We start from the raw sequence: 23,211 nt of genomic DNA, 5'->3' as shown, positions 1-23,211 counted from the left end.
GTACCTCCTTCGTCACGGGAGCCGCGAGAACCACAGCAGGGAGGTCGCGGCCGTCACCAGCGCCGTGACCAGTCCGGCGGCGACGAACCACTGCCAGATCTCGCGTTCCTCGGTGCGGTGGCCGACGGAGCTGCCGATGTCCTCGTAGACCGCCTGGAGTTCCTCTCCGCTGGCGGCCTCGTGGTAGTCGCCGCCGGTGCGCGAGGCGAGGTTCTCCAGGGCGGGGCCGTCGACGGGGACCTGGAGGATGCGGCCGCCGCCGAGGTCGACGACGCCGTCCTCGGTGCCGTAGGCGATCGTCGACACGGGGATGCGGTCGCGGGCCGCCTCCTCGGCCGCCGACTCGACCGTGCGGCCGGAGGTGTTGGCTCCGTCGGACAGCAGCACGATGTGGGCGGGCGGCAGTTCGGTCGCGGCCTGCCGGTCGAGCGCGCGGATGGCGTCGCGGGCGGCGACGACGGCGTCGCCGATCGCCGTGGCCTGGCCGAGGGTGAGCTGTTCGATGGCCGAGCGCAGCAGCGCCCCGTCGGTGGTCGGGGGCACGGCGACCGTGGCGGAGCCGTTGAACGAGACGAGCCCGGTGTTGAACCGTTCGGGCAGCCGGTCGACGAAGGCGAGGGCGGCGCGCTGGGCGGCCACGAAGCGGGTGGGTTCGACGTCGGTGGCCTCCATGGACCCGGACGTGTCGAAGGCGACCATGATGGTGGCCCGCTCGCGGGGGACCTGCACCTCGGCCGTCGGCCGGGCGAAGCCCAGCACCAGCAGGCCGAGGGTGGCGCAGAAGACGGCGGCGGGGACGTGCCGGCGCCAGCCCGGGCGGCGGGGGGCGACCTTGTCGAGCAGGTCGAGGTTGGTGAAGCGGACGGCGTAGCGGCTGCGCCGGCGCTGGACCAGGACGTAGGCGGCGATCAGGCCGGCGAGCGGCACCAGCAGCAGGAGCCAGCCGGGTGAGCGCAGACTCATCGTGTCTCCTCCTTCACGCGGCTCCGCCGCCGGCCCGGCGGCGCTGGGCCTCGACATGGCGGACGACGTCACGCACCCAGTCCCGGTCGGTGCGCAGCCGCAGATGGGCGGCGCCCGCGCGGCGGATGGACTGCCGGATCAGCGCCCGCTGCTCCAGTGCGGCGCGCTGGTAGCGCTCCCTCAGTCCCCGGCTGTGCGTGGAGACCTCACGCCGCCGTCCGGTCTCCGGGTCGACGACGGTGAGGAGCCCGACGGGCGGCAGGTCCACCTCGCGCGGGTCGACGATCTCCACGGCGAGCACCTGGTGGCGGCGGGCCACGGTCTTCAGGGGCTGCTCCCAGCCCGTCTCCAGGAAGTCGGAGATCACGGCGACCAGACCGCGGGCGGGCAGGGCGCGCAGGGAGTGCAGGGCGTCGGCGAGGTGGTGCGCCGGGGGGCCGGGGGTGACGCGCGGGCGTTCGAGGGCGGTCCGCAGGAGTCCGAGCAGGTGGCGGCGGCCGGTGCGCGGCGGGATGCGCCGGCTGCCGTCCGGCCCCGCGATGTGGGCGCCGAGGCGGTTGCCGGCCCGTTCCGTGAGGAAGGCGACCGCGGCCGCCGCGCCCACCGCGAGGTCCCGCTTCTCCATCCGGGCCGTGCCGAAGTCCATGCTGGCGGAGGCGTCGAGGACGATCCACGTGGTGAGTTCGCGGTCGGCGAGGGTGAGGCGGACGTGCGGGACGGTGGTGCGGGCGGTGGCGTTCCAGTCCATCCGGCGGACGTCGTCGCCGATGACGTACGGCCGGGTCTCCGCCACCTCCTCGCCGGGCCCCGGCACCAGGGAGGGATGATCGCCCTGGAGCCGGCCGTCGGGGTGCCGGGTGAAGAGCAGCTCCAGGTGCCGCAGCGCCTGCTCGGGGGTGAGTTCACCGAGGGTGGGGGTCATGCCACGGCCTCCTCGGCGGCCTGCCGGGGGCTGATCCTCGGCTGTTCCACGGAGGCGAGCACCTCGTCGACGATCTGCGGTCCGGTCACTCCGTCGGCGAGCGCGTCGAAGGAGAGGACCAGGCGGTGCCCGATGACCTCGTGGGCCAGGTCGCCGACGTCGTCGGGCAGCACGTAGCCACGGCCCCGCAGCAGGGCCAGCGCGCGGGCGGCGGCGACCAGGCCGAGGGTGGCGCGCGGACCGGCGCCGTGCGCCAGCCGCCGCTCCGGCCCGGCCAGGTCGCGTGTCGCGCAGACGAGCCGTACGGCGTACTCGGCGACGGCGTGGTGCACGAACACCTCGTCGGCGCCGCGCTGGAGCGCGACCAGCCGCTCGGGGGTGAGGACCCGGCGGGGCCGGGGCGGGTCGACGCTCATCCGGTAGAGGATGGCGAGCTCCTCGGACTCGCTGGGCGCGGCGACCTCGACCTTGAGCAGGAAGCGGTCGCGCTGGGCCTCGGGGAGGTGATAGACGCCCTCGGACTCGATCGGGTTCTGGGTGGCGAGGACGAGGAACGGTTCGGGGACGGGGAGCGTGGTGCCGCCGATGGAGACCTGGTGCTCGCCCATGACCTCCAGCAGGGCGGACTGCACCTTGGCGGGGGCCCGGTTGATCTCGTCGGCCAGGACGACGTTGGCGATGACCGGGCCGGGTTCGATGTCGAAGCTCTCCCGGGAGGGCCGGTAGACGCGAGTGCCGGTGATGTCGGAGGGGACGAGGTCGGGGGTGAACTGGAGCCGGGCGAACCGGCCGCCCACGACGTGCGCCAGCGTCTTCGCGGCGAGCGTCTTGGCGACACCCGGCACGCCCTCCAGCAGGCAGTGGCCGCGGGCCAGGACCGCGGTGAACATCCGCTCCACCATGCGGTCCTGCCCGACGATCACCCGCTTGACCTCGAAGAGGGCCTCTTCCAGCAGCTTGCCGTCGGGGTTCACGGCGTCGGCCGGCACGGTCACAGCTCCGAGGCGGGGTCGCCGCCGCGCGGTGCGCTGCCGCCGTCCTTCCACGGGCAGTCCTCGCCGTTGGCGCCACCGGACGGGGTGCCCTCCTCGACGACGAACCTGATCTGCTCGCGCGGCGGCTCGTCACCCTCCGCGGCGAGTGCGGCACCACCGCCGGCGAGGCCTGCGGCGGCCAGGACGGAGACGGTGACGATCGCCTTCTTCGTACGACGTGTCATGGTCGGTGGCTCCTTCGGCCGTGGGGAACGACGTCGGGTACGGAGCCAAGACCATCAGGCGGGGGCGAAAACGGGCTTAAAGCCGGTGGGCTCGAAGCCGGTGGGCTCGAAATCCGTGCCGGGCCGTGCAGCGCCGTGGGCTACGGGTGTTCCGCTCCGCCGCTCTCCAGCCGCTGCCCCCGCAGCAGGAACCACGCCGCCACCGCCGCGGCGAGCAGCACCGCCGCTCCGACGCCCGCGGCGAGGGCCAGGCCGTCGACGAAGGCCGTGCGGGCGGCGTCCAGCATGGTCGCGGCGGTGTGCGCGGGCAGGCCCGCGGCGGCCTCGACGGCGCCGCCCAGCGACTCGTGGGCCGCGGCCGGGGTGCCCGCGGGGCCGGTGAAGTCGCGGTAGACACCGGTCACGATCGAGCCGAGTACGGCGATGCCGAGGGCGGCGCCGAGTTCGTACGCCGTCTCGGACACGGCGGAGGCGGAGCCCGCCTGCTCCTTGGGCACGCTGGAGAGGATCACGTCGGCGGTCACGGTGAACGAGAAACCGGCGCCGACGCCGACCACGAGCAGCGCCGCCCCGAGCAGCGGGTAGCCGGTGGACTGGCCGATCACCGTGAGCGCGGCCAGCGCGAGGCCGATCGCGGCGAGGCCGCCCGAGACGACGGCCCGCACGGAGAAGCGCCGGGCCGCGCGGCCCGCGACCAGACCGGCCACCACCGCGCCGATCGCGGCGGGCAGTTCGGCGAGGCCCGCCTCGAACGGGCGGCGGCCCTGGACGAGTTGCAGGTACTGCGAGAGGAAGAACACCAGCCCGGACAGGCCGAGGATGGTGAGCAGGTCGGCGAGCACCGCCCCGCTGAAGCCGCGGTTGCGGAACAGCCGCATGTCCAGCAGCGGGGCCGGCAGCCTGAGCTGACGGCGGACGAATCCCCAGAGGGCGGCCGCGCCCAGCAGACCGGCCGCCAGGGTGTCCCAGGCGAAGCCGTGCGCGGCGGCCTCCTTGACCGCGTACACCACGCCGACCATGCCGACCAGCGACAGCACGACACTGGCCAGGTCCCAGGGGCCGGGGTTCGCGGTGCGCGACTCGGGCAGCAGCCTGATCCCGACGAGGACCAGGACGGCCATCACGGGCAGGTTGATCAGGAAGACCGAGCCCCACCAGAAGTGCTCCAGCAGGAACCCGCCGGCGATCGGTCCGACGGCCGTGCCGGCGGAGGCGGTGGCGCCCCAGATGCCGACGGCGAGACTGCGCTCGCGCGGGTCGTGGAAGAGGTTGCGGATCAGGGCGAGCGTGGCCGGCATCAGGGTCGCGCCGGCGACACCGAGCAGCGCCCGGGCGACGATCATCATCTCGGGGGTGGTGGCGTAGGCGTTGAGCACGGATATCGCGCCGAACGCCGTGGCGCCGACGAGCAGGATCCGCTTGCGGCCGATCCGGTCGCCGAGGCTACCCATGGAGACGAGCAGACCGGCGATGACGAACGAGTAGACGTCGCCGATCCACAGCAACTGCGTGCCGGTGGGCTCCAGGTCCTCGCTGATGTAGGGGGTGGCGAGACCGAGGACGGTCGCGTCGACGGCCACCAGCAGCACGGCGAGCACGAGAACGCCGAGCGCGAGCCAGCGGCCCGGGCGCTTCACCGCCTCGGTCGTCGACGCCGGCCGCAGGGTGCTGGTCATGATTCCTCTCTCCGTACCGCGCCGCCGAGCAGCAGCTCGGCGATCATGTGCTGGAAGTCCTTGGGGGCGCCCTTGCCGCTGTGCACCAGCCAGGCGCCGGAGGCCAGCAGGCCGTACAGCGCCTCGGTGAGCCAGGCGGGCGTGAGGTCGATGCGGAACTCGCCGGCGAGCTGGCCGCGCCGGAACAGGGCGGAGATCCGGTCGTCGATCCGGGCCCAGCCCGCGTTCTGCCCCTCGCCCTCGAACAGCTGGTTCTCGGTGTAGAGGAACGCGAGCAGTCCGGCGACGGGCTCGACGGCCCCGACGAGCCGGCGCACGGCCTCGCTCGCCGGGCCCTCGTCGAGCCGGGCCGCGTCCAGCGCGGCCCGGCACTCCTCGATGCCGAGCGACTCCAGGGCGCGGACGAGGGCGTCCCGCCCGGCGAAGTGCCGGTGCAGCGTGGCGCGGCTGATCCCGGCGGCCTTCGCGACCTCGTCCATGGTCGCGGTGGATTTGCGGGTCAGCAGGGCCGCGGCGGAGCGCAGCACATGGTCACGATCGACAGCCATGAGACAACAGTACCGCATATGAGACGTCAATGTCTCACCCTGGGCATGCGTGCCTCATGCCGGTCGCCTCAGGACGGGTGAGGGATCAGTGCCAGGGCAGCTGTCCGCGCCGCTCCCAGTACGTGCGCGGATCCTCGGCCAAGGTGGCGAGGCGGGTCAGCTGGTCGTCGTCGAGGTCGACGACGGCGGCGTGCAGGTTCGAGGCGAGCTGGTTGGTGGTGGCGGCGCCGGAGAGGACGACACCGGCCCAGGGCTGCCGCAGGATGACGGCCAGGGCGACGGCGTCACAGCCCAGTCCGGTCTGCTCGGCGACCCCCTTGAGGACGTCCGGGGCGTGCGGCCCGGCGAGGCGGCCGTTGGCCATGCCCTCCTTGACGATCACGGTGAGCCCGGCGTCGTGCGCCTCGGCGAGGGCGGGGGCGGCGGAGGTCTCCAGCGCGTTGTAGGTGGACTGCACGGTACGGAAGAGCGGTTCGCCGTCGACCGTCACGGCGAGGGCGGCGCGGATCGCGTCGGCCTGGGCGGGGCCGCTGGTGGAGAAGCCGATGGTGAGGCCCTGGGCGGCGGCCTCCGCGAGCTTGGCGTGCAGTTCCTTGTCGGTGAGGGCCGGGCTGTCCGGGGTCACCGAGTGGATCTGGTACAGGTCGAGGCGGTCTCCGAGCAGGGCGTCGCTCTCGGCGCGCTGCCGCTCGTAGGTGGCGAGGGTGTGGTCCTTGACCTCGTGCGTCTCGGCGTCGGTGGACCAGTCGGCGGTGTAGGTGTAGCCCCACTTGCTGCCGATGACGATGTCGTCGAGGCCGGGCCTCTTGTTCAGCCAGTCGGCGAGGAACTCCTCCGAGCGGCCGTAGGAGCGGGCGGCGTCGAAGTAGCGGACGCCTTGGGCGTAGGCGGCGTCGAGGAGTTCGTGGGTGCGCTCCCGTAGGGCATCGACCGTGCGCTCTGGAGGAAGGTCCTCGTCCCGGCCGAGGTTGATGTAGCCGGGGCGCCCGACGGCGGCGAGGCCAAGGCCGATGTGGCAGGTGGGCGTTGTTGCTGCGGCCAGGCGGGCGAAGGGCATCGCGGGCTCCGATCGGTCGGTTCCGGTTCGGTTTCCGACCAACGTAACCCGCGATCACCTTCGCCTCATGGCTCGGTTCGTTCGGCGGTTCGGCGAGTGCGGGTGCGGGTGCGGCGTGGCTTCGTCGTGGCTTGTCGCGCAGTTCCCCGCGCCCCTGGGGGCGTTCCCCTCAGCCCTGCCTCTTGGCCACCGCCCACTCGTGCTGGGCCGCCACGTCCTGCTTCACCTCTGCCAGCTGGACGGCGACCGCGCTCGGGGCCGTGCCGCCGCGGCCGTTGCGGGAGGCCAGGGCTCCGGGGACGTTGAGGACCGAGCGGACCTCGGGGGTGAGGTGGGACGAGATCTTCGCGAACTGCTCGTCCGTCAGCTCGTCCAGTTCCTTGCCCTCGGCCTCGGCGGCCTTCACGCACTCGCCGGCCACCTCGTGGGCCACGCGGAACGGGACGCCCTGCTTGACCAGCCACTCGGCGATGTCCGTGGCGAGGGAGAAGCCGGCCGGGGCCAGTTCCTCCATGCGCTCGCGGTGCACGGTGAGCGTGGCCATCATGCCGGTGAAGGCGGGGAGCAGGACCTCCAGCTGGTCGATGGAGTCGAAGACCGGCTCCTTGTCCTCCTGGAGGTCGCGGTTGTAGGCGAGCGGGAGCGCCTTGAGCGTGGCCAGCAGGCCCGTCAGGTTGCCGATCAGGCGGCCGGACTTGCCGCGGGCCAGCTCCGCGATGTCCGGGTTCTTCTTCTGCGGCATGATCGACGAACCCGTGGAGAACGCGTCGTGCAGGGTCACGAAGGAGAACTCCTTCGTGTTCCAGATGATGACCTCTTCGGCGATCCGGGAGAGGTTGACGCCGATCATCGCCGTGATGAAGGCGAACTCGGCGACGAAGTCGCGGGAGGCCGTGCCGTCGATCGAGTTGCCCGCGGAGCCGTGCTCGAACCCGAGGTCCTTCGCCACCGCCTCCGGGTCCAGGCCCAGGGAGGAGCCCGCCAGGGCGCCCGAGCCGTACGGCGACACCGCCGTGCGCGCGTCCCACTGGCGCAGGCGCTCCGCGTCCCGGGAGAGGGACTGGACGTGGGCCAGGACGTGGTGGGCGAAGAGGACCGGCTGGGCGTGCTGGAGGTGCGTGCGGCCGGGCATCGCCACGTCCGGGTGGGCCTCGGCGAGGCCGATCAGCGCGTCCTGGAGCTCGGCGATGAGGCCGCCGATGACCCGGGCGTGGTCGCGCAGGTACATCCGGAAGAGGGTGGCGACCTGGTCGTTGCGGGAGCGGCCCGCGCGGAGCTTGCCGCCGAGGTCGGGGCCGAGGCGCTCCAGCAGACCGCGCTCCAGGGCCGTGTGCACGTCCTCGTCGGCGATCGTGCCCGTGAAGGAGCCGTCGGCGACGTCCGCCTCCAGCTGGTCAAGACCGGCGATCATGCGGGTCAGCTCGTCCTCCGTGAGGAGGCCCGCCTTGTGCAGCACGCGCGCGTGGGCACGCGAACCGGCGATGTCGTACGGCGCGAGCCGCCAGTCGAAGTGGACGGACGCGGACAGCTTCGCCAGGGCCTCGGCGGGACCGTCGGCGAATCGGCCGCCCCAGAGCCGGACGTCACCGCTCTTGCTGCTCACCTGCTGCGCTCCTCGATGGGTAGGGATGCGACCTGCATGATTATGCAGACCTCTGCATGATTCGTCAATCCGCCTCGCGGTGAGGGCGGTTTCCGGTCACGCGCGGGGAATTTGATGATCCGTTGAACGCGCGAAACCGCTTACCCGTACCTCTCGCCGAACGCAGGCGCCGCGTTTGTACACCGACGACCCACCGACCCCTAGTGAGGCACCCCCATGTCCAGGGCTCTTCCGAAGTACAACAAGCGTCGCGTCGCGTTCATCGGCGGCGCGGCCGCGGTGGCGCTGTCCGGCACGGCGATCGCCGGCTTCGCCCTCGCCGGGGAGACGTCCCAGAGCAGCGGCACGAACGCCCGGACGCTGGCGGGCCCCGGCACCATCACGTGCCCGGACGTCACCGGCCAGCTGCCGGCGATCCCCGCCTCGGCCCAGGCGGAGGTCGACCGCAACCTCGCCCAGCTGAACACCCAGATCGAGGAGGCCAACAAGCGCCTCGTCGACACCGTCGGCCAGGGCGGCCCCAACTTCGTCCAGAACGCCATCCTCGGCCCGCTGGAGGACAAGCGCGTCGCCGCCCTGAACCGCATCGAGACCGCCATCGGCCGCGCCGCGGAGAAGCCCGAGGGGCTCGAAGCCTTCGCCGCCTGCCAGCTCAACGCCGACGGCGGCGCCGGAGCGGGCGAGGCGGCGGGCGGCGAGGCGGATGCCGGTGCGGAGGCGGGCGCGGGAGCCGGCGAGGGCGCGGGCGCCGAGGCCGGTGCGGGTGCCGAGGCAGGTGCGGGCGCGGAGGCGGGCGCGGGTGCCGAAGCCGGAGCAGGCGCGGGTGCCGAAGAGGGCGCGGGCGAGGCGGGCAACGCCGGTGCCGGCACGATCAGCTGCCCGGACGTCGCCTCCCAGCTGCCGGCGATCCCCGCCTCGGCCCAGGCCGAGGTCGACCGCAACCTGGGCCAGCTGGACACCCAGATCCAGGAGGCCAACAAGCGCCTCGTCGACACCGTCGGCCAGGGCGGCCCCAACTTCGTCCAGAACGCCATCCTCGGCCCGCTGGAGGACAAGCGCGTCGCCGCGATCAACCGCATCGCCACCGCCATCGGCCGCACGGCCGAGCGTCCGGCCGGCCTGGACTCCCTGGCCGCCTGCACGCTCACCAAGTGAGGTGACAGGCGCTGTGGCCGTCCCGTGTGAGCGCCGGCCGGGGCGGCCACGGGCAGGCGCCCGCGGGATCCGGCAGAGGTGACCGGAGCCCGCAATTCGTTAGACAGGCGAAGGATATGCACTCATAATCGTTAGACATGGGAAAGACTTATGAGTGCATAGAAGGCCGGCTCCGCTCGTTCATCGAGGCGCAGCCGGTCTTCTTCACTGCCACCGCCCCGCTGTCCGCCGACGGCACGATCAACCTGTCCCCCAAAGGCCTCAGGGGCTCCTTCACGGTGCTCGACGAACACCGTGTGGCCTACCTCGACTTCGCCGGCTCCAACGCCGAGACCATCGCCCACCTGCGGGAGAACGAGCGGATCACCCTGATGTGGTGCGCCTTCCAGGGCCCGCCGAACATCGTCCGTGTGCACGGCAAGGGTGAACCGGTCTTCCGCGACGACCCCCGTTTCGGGGAACTGCTCGCGCACTTCCCGGACATCGACCCGACGCAGCACGGCCTGCGCGCGATCATCGTCGTCACCGCCGAACTCGTCCGTGACACCTGCGGCTACGCGGTGCCCTTCATGGCGTACGAGCAGGATCGCGATCTGCACGGGAAGCGGTTCGCGCGCGAGGACGACGCCTCGCTCAACGCCTACTTCACGAAGAAGGAGCACATCGCCAGCAGCCTGGACGGACTGCCCGGGCTGCCGTTGCCGCTGCCTCCCTCTACCGTCTGAGGCATGCGCCCCGGTGCCGTCGCCCTCGCCGTCTGCTCCCTCGTCGTGCTCGGCGCCGGGCCGCCCGTCCCCGCACCGCCGCCGCTGCCGGCCCGGATGGCGGACACCGGCGGCGGCACCCAGCTGATCACCGCGGTGGCCCCGAGGAGGAGCTCGACGACGGGCACCGTCACCTGGTGGGACCGCACCGGCGGGCGCTGGGTGAGGACCGGTTCCGCACCGGCCCGCTTCGGAGCGAACGGACTCGCCCCGGGCGCTTCCCGCGAGCAGGGCACGAACACCACGCCCACGGGCCTGTACGGCCTGCCGTACGCCTTCGGCATCGAGGCGGCGCCGCGCGGGACGGCGTACCCGTACCGCCGGGTGCACCGGGACTCCTGGTGGTGCCAGGACAACGACTCCCGCTCCTACAACCGCTGGAGCGAGCCCCGTGCGGCCGACTGCCGGGCCGCCGAGTCCGAGCACCTGATCACGTACGGCGAGCGGTACGCGCACGCGCTCGTCATCGGCTTCAACTACGAGCGTCCCGTGCGGGGGCGCGGCGCGGGCATCTTCCTCCATGTCAACGGGCGCGGGGCGACGGCGGGTTGCGTCTCCGTGCCGAAGGACGCCATGCGACGGATCCTCACCTGGGCCGACCCGGCGCGGCGGCCGCACATCGCCGTGGGCACCGAGAACGGGAGCACGGCCCTCACCCGCCTGTGACGGGCCGGTCGCCGGGCCAGTGTTACCAACGGTCACCGCTGTCCCCGCACGACTCCGTGAGCGACTGAACACTCCCGTGTCCCGGCACGTATCTGTGGGCCAAGGGTCAAGTCCCCACGGAGGAACCGTGACCACCACGCTCGCAGGCGGCCGTGCCGCCCGCCGCCAGACGATGCGCCGCATCCGCCCGCGCCGCTCCCCGGCCGTACCGCTGCTGATCGCCCTGTGGGCGGGTGCGGCGGCCGTGCTGTGGCTGTGGTGGGACAACACACCGTCCCTCGCGGACACCACGAGCAAGATCCTGGCCGCGGGCCGGATCACCGGTCTGCTCGCCGGCTACCTGATGGCGCTGGTGGTGCTCCAGATGGCGCGGGTCCCCGCGTTGGAGCGCCGGGTGGGCACCGACCGGGTCGCCCGCTGGCACGCCATGACCGGCCGCTACACGCTCTGCCTGGTCCTGGCCCACGTCTTCCTCACCATGTGGGGCTACGCCCTCCAGGCGGGCAAGGGGCTCGGCGACGTCGTCCAGCAGACCATCGACTCCGTCAACCAGCTGCCCGACATGGGCAAGGCGGCCATCGGCACCGGTCTGCTGTTCCTCATCGGGATCCTGTCGATCGGCGGTGTCCGGCGCCTGATCGGGTACGACACCTGGTACCACGTGCACCTGCTCACGTACGCCTCGGTGTACATGACGTTCTGGCACCAGATCACGACCGGCAACGAGTTCGCCGTCGAGCCCACCGCGAAGACCTTCTGGTACGGGCTGTACGGCGTGGTGACCGCGCTGGTGGTCTGGTACCGGATCCTCACCCCGATCCGGCTGAACCTGCGGCACCGCATGCGGGTCGAGGCGGTCATCGAGGAGACCCCGGGCATCGTGTCCGTGCTGATCGGCGGGCGCAAGCTGCACCGGATGGGCGCGGAGGCCGGGCACTTCTTCCGCTGGCGCTTCATGGCGCCCGGCATGCGGTTCAGCTCCCACCCGTACTCCCTGTCGGCGGCGCCCCGCCCGGACATGCTGCGGATCACCGTCAAGGCGATCGGCGACCACACCGAGCGGCTGCGCGAGCTGACGCCCGGCACCCGGGTGTGGGCGGAGGGCCCGTACGGCGCGATGACCGCGCAGCGCCGCAGCCGCGGCAAGGTGCTGCTCGTCGCGGGCGGTGTCGGCATCACCCCGATGCGGGCGCTGTTCGAGACGCTGCCGGGCGCGTCGGGTGACATCACGCTCCTCTACCGGGCCAACAGCACCCAGGACCTGGCCCTGTGGGGCGAACTCGCCAAGATCGCCGACGAGCGTGGCGCGCGGCTGATGTACGCGGTCAACAGCCCGGACGGCGAACGCCCCGACATCTCCGCCGAGTCCCTCCAGCGGAAGATCCCGGACATCGGCGACCACGACGTCTTCATGTGCGGGCCGCCCGGCTTCGCGCAGTCGGTCTACGAGGCACTGCGCGGTGCGGGAGTCCCCGCCCGCCGTATCCATCACGAGTCGTTCGAGATGTGAGCGACGGGACACCAACGGCCCTTCAGGAGTTTGGGAAACGATGAGGAAGTCTCACCCCGTCCGGCGTGCCGTGCTCGCCGGCGCAGCCACCGTCTCAGGGATCGTGCTGCTGCTGTCCCTGAAGCCGGCCTCCGACCCGGGCGCCGCCCAGGCCGCGGGCGGCCAGGTCCCGCCGGCGGCCGCCGGGCAGGCCCCGCAGGGCGGCGTGAACGGCGCGGTCACCGGTGACGCGGCGCAGACGCAGTACGGCGCGGTGCAGGTCCGCCTGACCATGGCCAACGGCAAGATCACCCAGGCCGAGGCGGTCCAGGCACCCAAGGGCGGCCGCAGCGACCAGATCACGGCCAGCTCCGTGCCCCGCCTCAACCAGGCGGCGGTCGCCGCACAGAGCGCGGACATCGACGCGGTGTCCGGGGCGACGTACACCAGCGCGGGCTACAAGAAGTCCCTCCAGTCCGCCCTGGACAAGGCCAGGGCCGCGGGCGGCGCCGCGCAGGGTTCGGGCGGCGCCCAGACCGTGACCGGCGACGTCGCGCAGACGCAGTACGGCCCCGTCCAGGTCCGTATCACCGTCGCCGGCGGGAAGATCACCCAGGCCGAGGCGGTCCAGGCCCCCAAGGGCGGCCGCAGCGACCAGATCACCTCCAGCTCCGTCCCCCGCCTCAACCAGGCCGCCGTCGCGGCCGGGAACGCGGACATCGACGCGGTGTCCGGGGCGACGTACACCAGCGCGGGCTACAAGAAGTCCCTCCAGTCCGCCCTGGACAAGGCCCCGGCCGGGGGCGGCTCGTCGCAGGCCGCGGGCTCCGGCGGTGGTCAGGCGGCGCAGCCACAGACGCAGACGCTCACCGGCAGCGTGGCGCAGACGCAGTACGGCCCCGTCCAGGTGCGGGTGACCGTCACGGGCGGGAAGATCACCAAGGCCGAGGCCGTCCAGGCCCCCAAGGGCGGCCGCAGCGACCAGATCACCTCCAGCTCCGTCCCCCGCCTCAACCAGGCCGCCGTCGCGGCCGGGAACGCTCAGATCGACTCCGTCTCCGGGGCCACCTACACCAGCGCGGGTTACAAGCAGTCCCTCCAGTCGGCGCTGGACCAGGCCGGTGGCTGACGCCGTGGCCGACTCCGCTCAGGCTCCCGCCGCGGTACGTCATGCGGAGGAGACGATGGGGACCGTCTTCTCCCTCGACGTCCGCGGCGGGGAACCGGCCGCCGTACGCGCGGCCCTGGACGAGGTCGTGGCCGGGCTGCACCGGGTCGACGAGGTGTTCAGCACGTACCGCGAGGACAGCCAGGTCTCCCGTCTGCAGCGCGGTGAGCTGACCGTCGGGGAGTGCGATCCCGAGGTCGCCGAGGTGCTGGAGCTGGCCGCCGAGGCGGAACGGCTGAGCGACGGCTGGTTCAGCACGTCGTACCAGGGCCGCCTCGACCCGACCGGCATCGTGAAGGGCTGGGCCGTCGAGCGGGCGGCACGGCGGCTGGCGGAGGTGCCCGGGGTGTGCGGGGTGAACCTCAACGGCGGCGGCGACGTCCAGCTCCTCGGGAGGCCGGGAGGGCAGCGGCCCTGGCGGGTCGGCGTCTCGGACCCGTTGCGCCCGGGCGGCCTGGCGGCGGTCATCTCCGCGGCCGGTACGGACGAGCTCTCCGTGGCCACGTCCGGTACGGCCGAGCGGGGGACGCACATCGTCGACCCGCGCACCGGGCGTTCGGCCGTGACGGACCTGGTCGCCGTGACGGTGGTGGCACCTCGCCTGACCTGGGCGGACTGCTGGGCCACGGCGGCGTTCGCGATGGGCTCCCGCGAGGGCCTGGAGTGGCTGGAGTCCCTGCCGGACGTGGAGGCGCTGCTGATCACGGCCGGTGACGAGGTGCGGTGCACGGGGGGCCTGGCCACGCGGCTCGGGTGACCGGCCCCCGGGGGCGCGGAACTTGCGCGAACGGCCACAGCGCACCCGCGCCCGAAGGACGAACCTCAGTGCCCGTTCTGCGCCAGCCTCAGCAGATGGTCGGCCAGCGCCTGCCCACCCGTCGGCTCCCTGCTGATCAGCAGCAACGTATCGTCACCGGCGATCGTCCCCAGGATGTCGTGCAGTTCGGCCTGGTCGATGGCCGAGGCCAGGAACTGCGCCGCCCCCGGAGGCGTGCGCAGGACCACGAGGTTCGCCGACGCCTCCGCGGAGATCAGCAGCTCCTGCGAGAGGCGCCGCATCCGCTCCTCCTTCGCCGACCCGCCGAGCGGGGCCCGCGGCGTGCGGAAACCGCCCTCGCTCGGCACCGCGTAGATCAGGTCGCCGTCGGTGTTGCGGATCTTCACCGCGTTCAGCTCGTCCAGGTCCCGGCTGAGCGTCGCCTGCGTGACGCTCAGCCCGTCGTCGGCGAGCAGCTTCGCCAGCTGGCTCTGCGACCGCACCGGCTGCCGGTTGAGGATGTCCACGATCCGGCGGTGGCGTGCGGTGCGGGTCTGCGGCACGGCGGGCCCGTTCGCCCCCGGCTGCTCGTGGTCCTGCGCCTGGCTCATCGTCGTCTCATTCCCCGGATCGTCCGTCCCCGTTCGCTGCCTGGAGGATGCCGGGCAGTGCGCCCAGGAACGCGTCCACCTCGTCGTCGCGGAGGTTCAGCGGCGGCATCAGCCGGACGACATCGGGGGCGGGCACGTTCACCAGGAATCCGGCCTCCTGAGCCGCCTGGCGCACCTGGGGCGCGAGCGGCTCGGTGAGCACGATACCCAGCAGGAGACCCGCACCCCGGACGAAATCGATCAACTGGTGGCCGAGGCCCTCGATTCCGTCGCGCAACCTCTCGCTCTGCCGCTTGACGTTCTCCAGCAACCCCTCGTTCTCGATGGTGTCGAGGACGGCGAGCCCGGCGGCGCAGGCGACGGGGTTGCCGCCGAACGTCGTCCCGTGCTGGCCCGGCTGGAGCAGCTCCGCGGCCCGCCCGAAAGCCACGGTCGCGCCCAGCGGCAGGCCGCCGCCGAGCTGCTTGGCCAGGGTGACGACGTCGGGCAGCACGCCCTCGTGGGCCTGGTACTCGAACCAGTGCCCGGTCCGGCCGATGCCGGTCTGCACCTCGTCGAGGACGAGGAGCGCCCCGTTCGCGGCGGTGATCGCCCGGGCGGCCTTCAGGTAGCCGGCCGGCGGGACGACCACGCCGAGCTCGCCCTGGATCGGCTCGACGATGACGAGCGCGGTCTCCTCGGTGACCGCGGCGGCCAGGGCCTGCGCGTCGCCGAACGGCACGTGGGTGACGTCACCGGGCAGCGGCAGGAACGGCTCCCGCTTGCCGGGCTGGCCGGTCAGCGCCAGGGCGCCCATGGTCCGGCCGTGGAAGGCGCCCTCGGTGGCCACGATGTGCGTCCGGCCGGTCAGCCGGCCGATCTTGAAGGCGGCCTCGTTGGCCTCGGCGCCGGAGTTGCAGAAGAAGACCTTGCCGTCCCGGCCGAAGAGCCGCAGCAGCCGCTCGGCGAGGGCGACGGTCGGCTCGGCCATGAAGAAGTTGGAGATGTGGCCGAGGGTGCCGATCTGGGTGCTGACGGCCTCGACGATCGCCGGGTGGGCGTGGCCGAGGGCGTTGGTCGCGATGCCGCCGACGAAGTCGAGGTAGCGCGTGCCGTCGGCGTCCCACACGGTGGTGCCCTCACCGCGGACGAGGGGCAGCAGCGGGGCGCCGTAGTTGTTCATGAGCGCGCCCTGCCACCGCTCGCCGAGTTCCGCGTTGCCGGTCATGCGGTATCCCCCTTCTCGTCCGGCACGACCATCGTGCCGATCCCCTCGTCGGTGAAGATCTCCAGCAGGATCGAGTGCTGGACCCGGCCGTCGATGACGCGGGCGGTGGTCACGCCGTTGCGCACGGCGTGCAGGCAGCCCTCCATCTTGGGCACCATGCCGGACGACAGGTCCGGCAGCAGCCGCTCCAGCTCGGAGGCGGTGAGGCGGCTGATCACCTCGTCGCTGTTCGGCCAGTCCTCGTAGAGTCCCTCGACGTCCGTGAGGACCATGAGGGTTTCGGCGCCCAGTGCAGCAGCGAGTGCCGCAGCCGCCGTATCAGCATTGACGTTGTAGACATGTCCGTCGTCCTGGGAGCGGGCGATGGAGGAGACGACCGGGATGCGGCCGTCGGCGAGCAGGGCCTCGATCGCGCCCGTGTCGATCGCGGTGATCTCGCCGACCCGGCCGATGTCGACGAGTTCCCCGTCGATCTCCGGCTGGTGCTTGGTGGCGGTGATGGTGTGCGCGTCCTCGCCCGTCAGGCCGACAGCGAGCGGTCCGTGCCGGTTGAGCAGCCCGACCAGCTCGCGCTGCACCTGGCCGGCCAGCACCATCCGGACGACGTCCATGGCGTCCTCGGTGGTCACCCTGAGGCCCGCCTTGAACTCGCTGACGATGCCGTGCTGGTCGAGGGCGGCGCTGATCTGCGGGCCGCCACCGTGCACGACGACCGGCTTGAGGCCGGCGTGGTGCAGGAAGACGACGTCCTGGGCGAAGGCGGCCTTGAGGTCCTCGTCGATCATGGCGTTGCCGCCGAACTTGATGACGACCGTCTTGCCGTTGTGCCGGACCAGCCAGGGCAGCGCCTCGATGAGGATCTGTGCCTTGGGGAGCGCGGTGTGTTTACGCGTGGTGCTCATGAGGAGTAGGCGCTGTTCTCGTGGACGTAGTCGGCGGTGAGGTCGTTGGTCCAGATGGTGGCGGTCTCCGACCCGGCGGCGAGGTCGGCGACGATGTGCACCTCGCGGTAGCGCATGTCGACCTTCTCGCGGTCCTCTCCGACGCCGCCGTTCTTGCAGACCCAGACGCCGTTGATGGCGACGTTGAGCTGGTCGGGCTCGAAGGCGGCGGACGTGGTGCCGATCGCGGAGAGCACCCGGCCCCAGTTGGGGTCCTCGCCGTGGATGGCGCACTTGAGGAGGTTGTTGCGGGCGATGGAGCGGCCCACCTCGACGGCGTCGTCCTCGGTCGCGGCGTTGACGACCTCGACCTTGATGTCCTTGCTGGCGCCCTCGGCGTCCCGGATGAGCTGCTGGCCGAGGTCGTCGCAGACCTGCCGTACGGCCTCGGCGAACTCCTCGTACGCCGGGGTGACGCCGGCGGAGCCGGAGGCCAGGAGCAGCACGGTGTCGTTGGTGGACATGCAGCCGTCGGAGTCGACCCGGTCGAAGGTGACCTTCGTGGCGGCGCGCAGGGCCTTGTCCAGGGTCTCGCCGTCGACGTCGGCGTCGGTGGTGAGGACGACGAGCATGGTGGCGAGGCCGGGGGCGAGCATGCCCGCGCCCTTGGCCATGCCGCCGACGGTCCAGCCGTCCCTCGTCACGACGGACGTCTTGTGGACGGTGTCGGTGGTCTTGATGGCGATGGCGGCCTTCTCCCCGCCGTGCTCGCTCAGGGACGCGGCGGCCTGCTCGACGCCCGGGAGCAGCTTGTCCATCGGCAGCAGGACGCCGATGAGGCCGGTCGAGCAGACGGCGATCTCGATGGCGCCCCGCCCGAGGACCTCGGCGGCCTTCTCGGCGGTGGCGTGCGTGTCCTGGAAGCCCTTCGGCCCCGTGCAGGCGTTGGCGCCGCCGGAGTTGAGGACGACGGCGGACACCTGGCCGCTCTTCAGGACCTGTTCGGACCACAGCACCGGGGCGGCCTTCACACGGTTGGACGTGAAGACGCCGGCGGCGGCGCGGCGGGGGCCGTCGTTGACCACGAGGGCCAGGTCGGGGTTGCCGTTCTCCTTGATCCCGGCGGCGATGCCCGCCGCCGTGAATCCCTTCGCTGCCGTCACGCTCACGGCGCAACTCCGATCGTCGTCAGTCCGGTGGTCTCGTCGAGACCGAGGGCGATGTTCATGCTCTGGACGGCACCGCCCGCGGTGCCCTTGGTGAGGTTGTCGATGGCGCTGATCACGATGATCCGTCCGGCGGCCTCGTCGTACGCGACCTGCACCTGAACGGCGTTCGAACCGTGGACGGACGCCGTGGCGGGCCACTGCCCCTCGGGGAGCAGGTGCACGAAGGGCTCGTCGGCGTAGGCCTTCTCGTACGCGGAGCGCAGCACCTCGCCGGTGACGCCGTCCGTCGCCTTCGCGCTGCACGTGGCGAGGATGCCGCGCGGCATCGGCGCGAGGGTCGGCGTGAAGGACACGGAGACCGGCCCGCCGGCGGCCGCGCTGAGGTTCTGGGTGATCTCGGGCGTGTGCCGGTGCACGCCGCCGACGCCGTACGGGGACATCGACCCCATGACCTCGCTGCCCAGCAGGTGCGGCTTGGGCGCCTTGCCCGCGCCGGACGTGCCGGACGCGGCGACGATCACGGCCTCGGGTCCGGCCAGGCCGGCGGCGTAGGCCGGGAAGAGGGCCAGCGACACGGCCGTGGGGTAGCAACCGGGTACCGCGATGCGCTTGGACCCCTCCAGCGCAGCGCGGGCACCCGGCAGTTCGGGGAGGCCGTAGGGCCAGGTTCCGGCGTGGGGTGAGCCGTAGAACTTCTCCCAGGCGGCGGCGTCCGCCAGCCGGAAGTCGGCCCCCATGTCGATCACCAGTACATCGGGCCCGAGCCGCTCGGCGACGGCGGCGGACTGCCCGTGCGGCAGCGCGAGGAAGACGACGTCGTGCCCGGCGAGGACCTCGGGGGTGGTCTCCTGGAGCACTCGGCCGGCCAGGGGCAGCAGGTGCGGCTGGAGCGCACCGAGCTTCTGCCCGGCGTTGGAGTTGCCGGTCAGGGCGCCGATCTCGACCTCGGGGTGCGCCAGGAGCAGACGCAGCAGTTCCCCGCCCGCGTATCCACTCGCTCCGGCCACTGCCGCACGTACCGCCATGGAATCCTCCTCCTCAGAGAGCATGACTATACGTTTCGCTGCACGTTTATGCAATCTCGTCGGTCGCTACGCGCGCGTGGGCCGCTGCCCGGAGGACAGCGGCCCACGACGGGAAGCGGGTACTACCTCTGCTTGATCCTCAGGAACGTCACGGAGTTGGCCGGGAACGTGTAGCTGAACTTCGCGGCCACGCCCCGGAACGTGGACGTCACCGGCGTCACCGGCGTGTCCGTCTCCGTGTTCACCGCGTCCTGGTCGGCGGCGAGCGTGGTCACGCGGGCCGTGGAGGCGACCTTGGCGCCGCCCAGGTCGACGGCCGTGCGGGCCTCGGCGGACTGGGCGTTGACGACCTTGACGATCAGGTCACCGGTCTTCGCGTCCTGGGTGACGACCTGGCGGAACGGCTCGGCCGGCTTGTCGTCGGTGAAGCTGCCCCACTCCTTGCCGTCGAGGAACAGGGTGACCTGGCGGCCGCGCACCTTGATGTCGATGTCGTAGGCACGGCCCGTCTCGATCGAGCCGGCCTTCGTCAGCAGCGTGCCCTTGCCGCCGTCCACGGCCTGCTCGATCGCGGACTGGGTGTTGTTCCAGCCGCCCAGGTTCCACCAGTAGTAGTTGCCGGTGTCCTTGACGCCGAAGGCGACGAGGAAGCCCTCCTTGCCGGACTTCTTGGTGGCCTTCACATGCAGGTCGTAGCCCTTCCAGGCCGGGTCGCCCGCCGTGACCATAGTGTTCTCGGCGGCGGTGTCGCTCTGGACGTACTGGCCGTCCTGGATGCTCCAGCTGCCCCGGCCGCTGGTGGTCCACTTCGAGGCGTCGCCGGAGAAGTCGTCGCTGAGCAGCGTCGAGCCGTCCGCGGATGTGACCTTCACGTCGTCGTACGCGGCGCTGGTCGCCCACGTCGACAGGCCGACGGCTCCGGTGATGGGGCCGCTGACGTTCGGCGTGGTGGTGGCCTTCGAGGGGACCACGCGGTCGCCGACGTTGGTCATGAACAGCTTCTGGACCTCGTAGTTGGCCGAGTTCCAGGAGGCCCGGTTGTTGAACCAGATCATGTCCGGCCGCCACTGGACGTAGTCCTCGTTGGCGAGCAGCGGGGCGTACGAGGCGAGCTTGACGATGTCCGCGTTGCGCTCCAGGCCGGTCATGTACGCGGCTTCGGCCAGGCCGTTCTTCCAGGAGTTGCCCTGCGAGGCGTACTCGCCGAGGAAGACCTTGGGGCCCTTGCGGTCGTAGGAGTCGTAGCGGTCGTTGTTCTGCAGGAACCAGTTCGGGCTGTTGTAGTAGTGCTCGTCGACCATGTCGACCTTGCCCTCGCGGTTGAGCTGCCAGGCGGTGTCGAAGGTCGTGCCGGCGTCGTCCGGGCCCGAGTTGGAGATGACGGTGATGTCCGGGTACTTCGCCTTGATGGCGGCCCGGAACTTCTCGAAGCGGGCGAAGAACTCGCGGGGGAGGTTCTCCTCGTTGCCGACCCCGATGTGGGTCAGGTGGAAGGGCTTGGGGTGGCCCATCTGGGCGCGGACCTTGCCCCAGGTGGAGGTCGCGGGGCCGTTGGCGAACTCGATGAGGTCGAGGGTGTCCTGGATGTGCCGCTTGAGCAGCGCCTCGTCGTCGGTGGCCTTGTTCTGGCCGCAGCCGGTCACCAGGGCGGGGACGACAGGCAGCGGCATGGCGCCGATGTCCTCGGAGAAGCGGAAGTACTCGTAGTAGCCGAGGCCGTAGCTCTGGTTGTAACCCCAGAAGTTGGCGTTGGTGGCGCGCTGCTCGACCGGGCCTATGGTGTCCTTCCACTGGTAGCTGCGCTTGCGCTGCCAGTTCGAGGCCTCGCTGTAGTCCTCCATGGAGCCGGTGTTGACCAGGCAGCCGCCGGGGAAGCGCACGAAGCCCGGCTTCAGGGCGGCGATCTTCTCGGCGAGGTCCTTGCGCAGGCCGTTCGGCTGGTTCTTGTAGGTGTCGCGCGGGAACAGCGACACCTCGTCGAGCGCGGCCGGGTTCGTGGCGGCGACGGCGAGCCGGCCGCGGTTGCTGGTGCGGGTCGCGGTGAAGGTGGCCTTGTACTTGGCCCAGCCGCCCTTCACGGCGACCTGGCGGGCGGTGGCCAGGCTGCCCGCGGCGTCCTTCAGCGAGACGGTGAGCGTGCTGCCGCTCTCGGCGCGGGCCCACACGGAGAAGTCGTACTTCTTGCCCTGCTCGACCCGGATGCCGGTGTTGTAGCCGGCGTTCGTGACGGTCGAACCGGCACCCAGGGAAAGGTAGTTGCGGTTGCGTTCGTTGAGCCGCCCGGAGTCGTTCACGACCTGGGCCGTGCCGCCGACCGTCCAGGAGGTCAGGGGCGTGTAGGAGCCGTTGTCGGCGGTGGAGTACTCGAAGGAGCGGTTCTGCACGAGCTCGGCGTAGAGACCGCCGTCGGCGGCCCGGTTGATGTCCTCGAAGAAGACTCCGTACATCGTGTCGTCGATCTTCGCGCCCTGGCCGGACGGGTCGACGGTGATCGCGTAGTCGGTGATGTCCTCGGCGTGCGCGGGGGCCGGTACGAGGGCTGCCGCCGTCAGGAGTGCGGTGGCCGTGAGGCCGACTCTCCATCGGGTGCGGGCGGTGCGTGGCATGGATACTCCGCGGCTCTCTAGGGAGTGTTCGAAATATCAGACATTGATCAGCACTTCGAACGGCAAGATAGGGAGGGGGCAGGTGCGCGTCAATGGGTCGCGCAGCAACGGCTGGGACGGAGAGCGGTACGGAATGGGCGAGTTCTGGCCAGTGCCGGACGTCCTGGCGTATCTGGCCGGGCGCTGGCGCGTGACGCGGTCGGTGCGGGATCTCTCGAGCGGCGCGGAGGGCGAGTTCACCGGCAGCACCCTCTTCGAGGCGCGGGAGAACGGCGGGCTGCTGCACCACGAGTCCGGCACCTTCGTGTGGCAGGGCGTCGCCCGGCCCGCCGAGCGGACGCTGCGGTTCCTGCCGGGCCCGGGCGGCACGGCGGACGTGCGGTTCGCGGACGGGCGGCCGTTCCACGACCTGGACCTGTCGTCCGGCCGGCATGTCGCCGACCACCCCTGCGCGGCGGACCTCTACCGCGGCGAGTTCACCGTCCGCGACCCGGACCACTGGCGGACGGTGTGGCGGGTCCGCGGGCCCGCGAAGGACCTCGTCCTGCGCACCGACTACGTGCGCGAGGCCTGAGCGGACACACCGCCGACGCGCACGCCGACGGACGCGCTAAGCCCGCGAAGGCTGCGCCGACGCGCCGTCGAACCGCAGGTTCCAGCGTCCCGCGCGGCCCGTCACCGTGGTCGTCGACAGCGGGCGGACGTCGATGTTCCAGTACGTCGAGGGCGGTGCCTTCAGGGCGTACACGAGCGCGGCCCGGATCACGGACGGCTCGGCCACCGCCACCACCCGGCAGCCGTCCTCGACGGGCCGGGTGTCGAGCCAGCCGCCGACGCGGGTGATGAAGTCGACCAGCGACTCACCGCCGTGCGGTGTGGCGTGCGGGTCGGCGAGCCAGGCGTCCACGGCCGCCGGTTCCCGGGCCATCGCCTCGCCCAGGGTGAGCCCGCGCCACCGGCCCATGTCGCAGTCGCGCAGGCCGAGCTGCACCAGCGGCGCGTACCCGAGCCCCTCTCCCGTCGCCCGGCTGCGCGGGGTCGGCGAGCAGTAGCGCAGTTCGGCGGCGGCGAGCGGCAGGAGTTCGTGTGCGACGCGCTCCACCTCGCCCCAGCCGGCCTGGTCCAGCGGCCGGTCGTCCTCGAAACGCTCGGTGAGCAGCGGTGCGCTGCGCGCGGCGGCGACGAACGTGACCCTCAGTGGCATGCGGGGATCGTGCGTCCCGCAAGTGTGCAGGTCAAGAGGTGTTACCAGGGAGTTACCCAGGGTGCATCGGCCCTCACGGGCCGAAGACGAGCGCCATCCAGTCCTCGGGCCGCTCCAGCGCCGCGAATCCGTGTTTGGCGTAGACCCCGTGGGCATCGTGCGTGGCGAGCAGGACGCGCCGCACCCCGTACTCCCGCAGCTCGTCCCGTACGGCCGCCACGAGGGCGGTGCCGACGCCCTTGCCGCGCACCGACGGGTCGACGTACACGTCGCACAGCCACGCGAAGGTCGCCCGGTCCGTGATGACCCGGGCGTACGCCACCTGCTCCCCCGACACCGCGTCGTACACGCCGAAGTTGAGCGAGCCCTCGATCGCCCGGTCCTGCTTCTCGCGGGGGCGGCCCAGCGCCCAGTACGCGTCGGTGGACAGCCAGCGGTGGACGCGCTCGGCGTCGACGCGGGCGGGGTCGGTGGAGATCTCGTAGCCCTCGGGCAGGCTCGGCGTGGCGCTCATGGAGGGA

23 protein-coding genes are annotated in these 23,211 nt (G+C 71.9%); 7 read left to right on the top strand and 16 right to left on the bottom strand.

The genetic code is table 11. The features are described from left to right. Positions 1 to 12: 12 nt before the first annotated feature. The 8 genes from ACSUPV_RS33280 to argH form a co-directional block, all read right to left on the bottom strand. Complete coding sequence (locus tag ACSUPV_RS33280) at positions 13 to 963, bottom strand: VWA domain-containing protein (RefSeq protein ID WP_436949118.1); 951 nt, start codon at positions 961 to 963, stop codon at positions 13 to 15. A 13-nt stretch (positions 964 to 976) separates the two neighbouring features. Beyond that, positions 977 to 1,885, bottom strand: coding sequence for a DUF58 domain-containing protein (locus ACSUPV_RS33275; RefSeq protein WP_436949117.1), 909 nt, complete (start codon positions 1,883 to 1,885; stop codon positions 977 to 979). Next, positions 1,882 to 2,874: an AAA family ATPase gene (locus ACSUPV_RS33270; protein ID WP_037760709.1), complete on the bottom strand. Its 993-nt coding sequence runs from the start codon at positions 2,872 to 2,874 to the stop codon at positions 1,882 to 1,884. Before ACSUPV_RS33270 ends, ACSUPV_RS33275 begins: the two co-directional genes overlap by 4 nt. Before the next feature lie 2 nt (positions 2,875 to 2,876). Continuing rightward, a complete protein-coding gene (locus ACSUPV_RS33265; protein ID WP_031114726.1) occupies positions 2,877 to 3,104 on the bottom strand; it encodes a hypothetical protein in 228 nt (75 codons plus the stop codon). Between the two features lie 140 nt (positions 3,105 to 3,244). Further along, positions 3,245 to 4,780, bottom strand: a complete 1,536-nt coding sequence (locus ACSUPV_RS33260; RefSeq protein WP_037760621.1) for an MFS transporter — start codon at positions 4,778 to 4,780, stop codon at positions 3,245 to 3,247. Then, complete coding sequence (locus ACSUPV_RS33255) at positions 4,777 to 5,328, bottom strand: TetR/AcrR family transcriptional regulator (RefSeq protein WP_031114722.1); 552 nt, start codon at positions 5,326 to 5,328, stop codon at positions 4,777 to 4,779. Before ACSUPV_RS33255 ends, ACSUPV_RS33260 begins: the two co-directional genes overlap by 4 nt. Before the next feature lie 85 nt (positions 5,329 to 5,413). Further along, the gene (locus ACSUPV_RS33250) at positions 5,414 to 6,385 is read right to left on the bottom strand and encodes an aldo/keto reductase (protein ID WP_436949116.1); all 972 of its coding nucleotides are present in this window, start codon (positions 6,383 to 6,385) and stop codon (positions 5,414 to 5,416) included. Positions 6,386 to 6,554: 169 nt separating this feature from the next. Beyond that, entirely contained in the window at positions 6,555 to 7,988 is a 1,434-nt protein-coding gene (argH, locus tag ACSUPV_RS33245) for an argininosuccinate lyase (protein WP_031114719.1), read from the bottom strand. A 216-nt stretch (positions 7,989 to 8,204) separates the two neighbouring features. On the opposite strand from argH, the gene ACSUPV_RS33240 reads away from it, so the two are divergent. The 6 genes from ACSUPV_RS33240 to ACSUPV_RS33215 all read left to right on the top strand — a co-directional run bounded on the left by ACSUPV_RS33240 (position 8,205) and on the right by ACSUPV_RS33215 (position 13,987). Further along, a complete protein-coding gene (locus ACSUPV_RS33240) occupies positions 8,205 to 9,143 on the top strand; it encodes a hypothetical protein (protein ID WP_436949115.1) in 939 nt (312 codons plus the stop codon). Between the two features lie 137 nt (positions 9,144 to 9,280). Beyond that, on the top strand, positions 9,281 to 9,868 hold the full coding sequence (locus tag ACSUPV_RS33235) for a pyridoxamine 5'-phosphate oxidase family protein (RefSeq protein ID WP_031114715.1): 588 nt from the start codon (positions 9,281 to 9,283) through the stop codon (positions 9,866 to 9,868). Positions 9,869 to 9,871: 3 nt separating this feature from the next. Then, complete coding sequence (locus tag ACSUPV_RS33230; RefSeq protein ID WP_359785669.1) at positions 9,872 to 10,573, top strand: L,D-transpeptidase family protein; 702 nt, start codon at positions 9,872 to 9,874, stop codon at positions 10,571 to 10,573. A 127-nt stretch (positions 10,574 to 10,700) separates the two neighbouring features. Further along, a complete protein-coding gene (locus ACSUPV_RS33225; RefSeq protein ID WP_031114713.1) occupies positions 10,701 to 12,083 on the top strand; it encodes a ferredoxin reductase family protein in 1,383 nt (460 codons plus the stop codon). A gap of 40 nt (positions 12,084 to 12,123) precedes the next feature. Next, the gene (locus ACSUPV_RS33220; protein ID WP_436949114.1) at positions 12,124 to 13,191 is read left to right on the top strand and encodes an FMN-binding protein; all 1,068 of its coding nucleotides are present in this window, start codon (positions 12,124 to 12,126) and stop codon (positions 13,189 to 13,191) included. Further along, positions 13,184 to 13,987, top strand: a complete 804-nt coding sequence (locus ACSUPV_RS33215) for an FAD:protein FMN transferase (protein WP_436949113.1) — start codon at positions 13,184 to 13,186, stop codon at positions 13,985 to 13,987. The genes ACSUPV_RS33220 and ACSUPV_RS33215 overlap by 8 nt, the downstream gene beginning before the upstream one ends. Positions 13,988 to 14,052: 65 nt before the next feature. Here ACSUPV_RS33215 and ACSUPV_RS33210 read toward each other — a convergent pair whose 3' ends face one another. The 6 genes from ACSUPV_RS33210 to ACSUPV_RS33185 form a co-directional block, all read right to left on the bottom strand. Continuing rightward, entirely contained in the window at positions 14,053 to 14,598 is a 546-nt protein-coding gene (locus ACSUPV_RS33210) for an arginine repressor (protein WP_031114708.1), read from the bottom strand. A 7-nt stretch (positions 14,599 to 14,605) separates the two neighbouring features. Next, entirely contained in the window at positions 14,606 to 15,805 is a 1,200-nt protein-coding gene (locus ACSUPV_RS33205; RefSeq protein ID WP_436949112.1) for an acetylornithine transaminase, read from the bottom strand. Then, complete coding sequence (gene argB / locus ACSUPV_RS33200) at positions 15,802 to 16,707, bottom strand: acetylglutamate kinase (RefSeq protein ID WP_359785681.1); 906 nt, start codon at positions 16,705 to 16,707, stop codon at positions 15,802 to 15,804. The genes ACSUPV_RS33205 and argB overlap by 4 nt, the downstream gene beginning before the upstream one ends. Continuing rightward, positions 16,704 to 17,855, bottom strand: coding sequence for a bifunctional glutamate N-acetyltransferase/amino-acid acetyltransferase ArgJ (argJ, locus tag ACSUPV_RS33195; protein WP_031114706.1), 1,152 nt, complete (start codon positions 17,853 to 17,855; stop codon positions 16,704 to 16,706). Before argJ ends, argB begins: the two co-directional genes overlap by 4 nt. After that, positions 17,852 to 18,880 carry an N-acetyl-gamma-glutamyl-phosphate reductase gene (argC, locus tag ACSUPV_RS33190; RefSeq protein ID WP_436949111.1) on the bottom strand — a complete coding sequence of 343 codons (1,029 nt, stop codon included), beginning with the start codon at positions 18,878 to 18,880 and terminating at the stop codon, positions 17,852 to 17,854. The genes argJ and argC overlap by 4 nt, the downstream gene beginning before the upstream one ends. A 122-nt stretch (positions 18,881 to 19,002) precedes the next feature. Then, positions 19,003 to 21,486 carry an alpha-L-arabinofuranosidase C-terminal domain-containing protein gene (locus tag ACSUPV_RS33185; protein WP_436949110.1) on the bottom strand — a complete coding sequence of 828 codons (2,484 nt, stop codon included), beginning with the start codon at positions 21,484 to 21,486 and terminating at the stop codon, positions 19,003 to 19,005. Positions 21,487 to 21,619: 133 nt separating this feature from the next. On the opposite strand from ACSUPV_RS33185, the gene ACSUPV_RS33180 reads away from it, so the two are divergent. Next, positions 21,620 to 22,060: a DUF6314 family protein gene (locus ACSUPV_RS33180; RefSeq protein WP_037760521.1), complete on the top strand. Its 441-nt coding sequence runs from the start codon at positions 21,620 to 21,622 to the stop codon at positions 22,058 to 22,060. A 36-nt stretch (positions 22,061 to 22,096) separates the two neighbouring features. Here ACSUPV_RS33180 and ACSUPV_RS33175 read toward each other — a convergent pair whose 3' ends face one another. After that, positions 22,097 to 22,690, bottom strand: a complete 594-nt coding sequence (locus ACSUPV_RS33175) for a histidine phosphatase family protein (RefSeq protein WP_031114701.1) — start codon at positions 22,688 to 22,690, stop codon at positions 22,097 to 22,099. A 73-nt stretch (positions 22,691 to 22,763) separates the two neighbouring features. Further along, complete coding sequence (locus ACSUPV_RS33170; RefSeq protein ID WP_037760518.1) at positions 22,764 to 23,204, bottom strand: GNAT family N-acetyltransferase; 441 nt, start codon at positions 23,202 to 23,204, stop codon at positions 22,764 to 22,766. Positions 23,205 to 23,211: the final 7 nt, after the last annotated feature.

This window comes from Streptomyces sp. SudanB52_2052, from assembly GCF_964272415.1.
Classification (GTDB): Bacteria; Actinomycetota; Actinomycetes; order Streptomycetales; family Streptomycetaceae; genus Streptomyces; species Streptomyces olindensis.
The sequence above is the reverse complement of the archived record's forward strand: the minus strand, read 5'-3'. Positions and strand labels throughout refer to the sequence as shown.

What these genes read in the sequence shown, in the direction of transcription:
- ACSUPV_RS33235 (WP_031114715.1), top strand. Translation starts at nt 9,281, where the DNA reads ATGGGAAAGACTTATGAGTGCATAGAAGGCCGGCTCCGCTCGTTCATC.
- ACSUPV_RS33265 (WP_031114726.1), bottom strand. Translation starts at nt 3,104, where the DNA reads ATGACACGTCGTACGAAGAAGGCGATCGTCACCGTCTCCGTCCTGGCC.
- ACSUPV_RS33170 (WP_037760518.1), bottom strand. Translation starts at nt 23,204, where the DNA reads ATGAGCGCCACGCCGAGCCTGCCCGAGGGCTACGAGATCTCCACCGAC.
- ACSUPV_RS33210 (WP_031114708.1), bottom strand. Translation starts at nt 14,598, where the DNA reads ATGAGCCAGGCGCAGGACCACGAGCAGCCGGGGGCGAACGGGCCCGCC.
- ACSUPV_RS33180 (WP_037760521.1), top strand. Translation starts at nt 21,620, where the DNA reads ATGGGCGAGTTCTGGCCAGTGCCGGACGTCCTGGCGTATCTGGCCGGG.
- ACSUPV_RS33185 (WP_436949110.1), bottom strand. Translation starts at nt 21,486, where the DNA reads ATGCCACGCACCGCCCGCACCCGATGGAGAGTCGGCCTCACGGCCACC.
- ACSUPV_RS33220 (WP_436949114.1), top strand. Translation starts at nt 12,124, where the DNA reads ATGAGGAAGTCTCACCCCGTCCGGCGTGCCGTGCTCGCCGGCGCAGCC.
- ACSUPV_RS33260 (WP_037760621.1), bottom strand. Translation starts at nt 4,780, where the DNA reads ATGACCAGCACCCTGCGGCCGGCGTCGACGACCGAGGCGGTGAAGCGC.
- ACSUPV_RS33250 (WP_436949116.1), bottom strand. Translation starts at nt 6,385, where the DNA reads ATGCCCTTCGCCCGCCTGGCCGCAGCAACAACGCCCACCTGCCACATC.
- ACSUPV_RS33240 (WP_436949115.1), top strand. Translation starts at nt 8,205, where the DNA reads ATGTCCAGGGCTCTTCCGAAGTACAACAAGCGTCGCGTCGCGTTCATC.
- ACSUPV_RS33230 (WP_359785669.1), top strand. Translation starts at nt 9,872, where the DNA reads ATGCGCCCCGGTGCCGTCGCCCTCGCCGTCTGCTCCCTCGTCGTGCTC.
- ACSUPV_RS33255 (WP_031114722.1), bottom strand. Translation starts at nt 5,328, where the DNA reads ATGGCTGTCGATCGTGACCATGTGCTGCGCTCCGCCGCGGCCCTGCTG.
- ACSUPV_RS33280 (WP_436949118.1), bottom strand. Translation starts at nt 963, where the DNA reads ATGAGTCTGCGCTCACCCGGCTGGCTCCTGCTGCTGGTGCCGCTCGCC.
- ACSUPV_RS33175 (WP_031114701.1), bottom strand. Translation starts at nt 22,690, where the DNA reads ATGCCACTGAGGGTCACGTTCGTCGCCGCCGCGCGCAGCGCACCGCTG.
- ACSUPV_RS33275 (WP_436949117.1), bottom strand. Translation starts at nt 1,885, where the DNA reads ATGACCCCCACCCTCGGTGAACTCACCCCCGAGCAGGCGCTGCGGCAC.
- ACSUPV_RS33205 (WP_436949112.1), bottom strand. Translation starts at nt 15,805, where the DNA reads ATGACCGGCAACGCGGAACTCGGCGAGCGGTGGCAGGGCGCGCTCATG.
- argB (WP_359785681.1), bottom strand. Translation starts at nt 16,707, where the DNA reads ATGAGCACCACGCGTAAACACACCGCGCTCCCCAAGGCACAGATCCTC.
- argC (WP_436949111.1), bottom strand. Translation starts at nt 18,880, where the DNA reads ATGGCGGTACGTGCGGCAGTGGCCGGAGCGAGTGGATACGCGGGCGGG.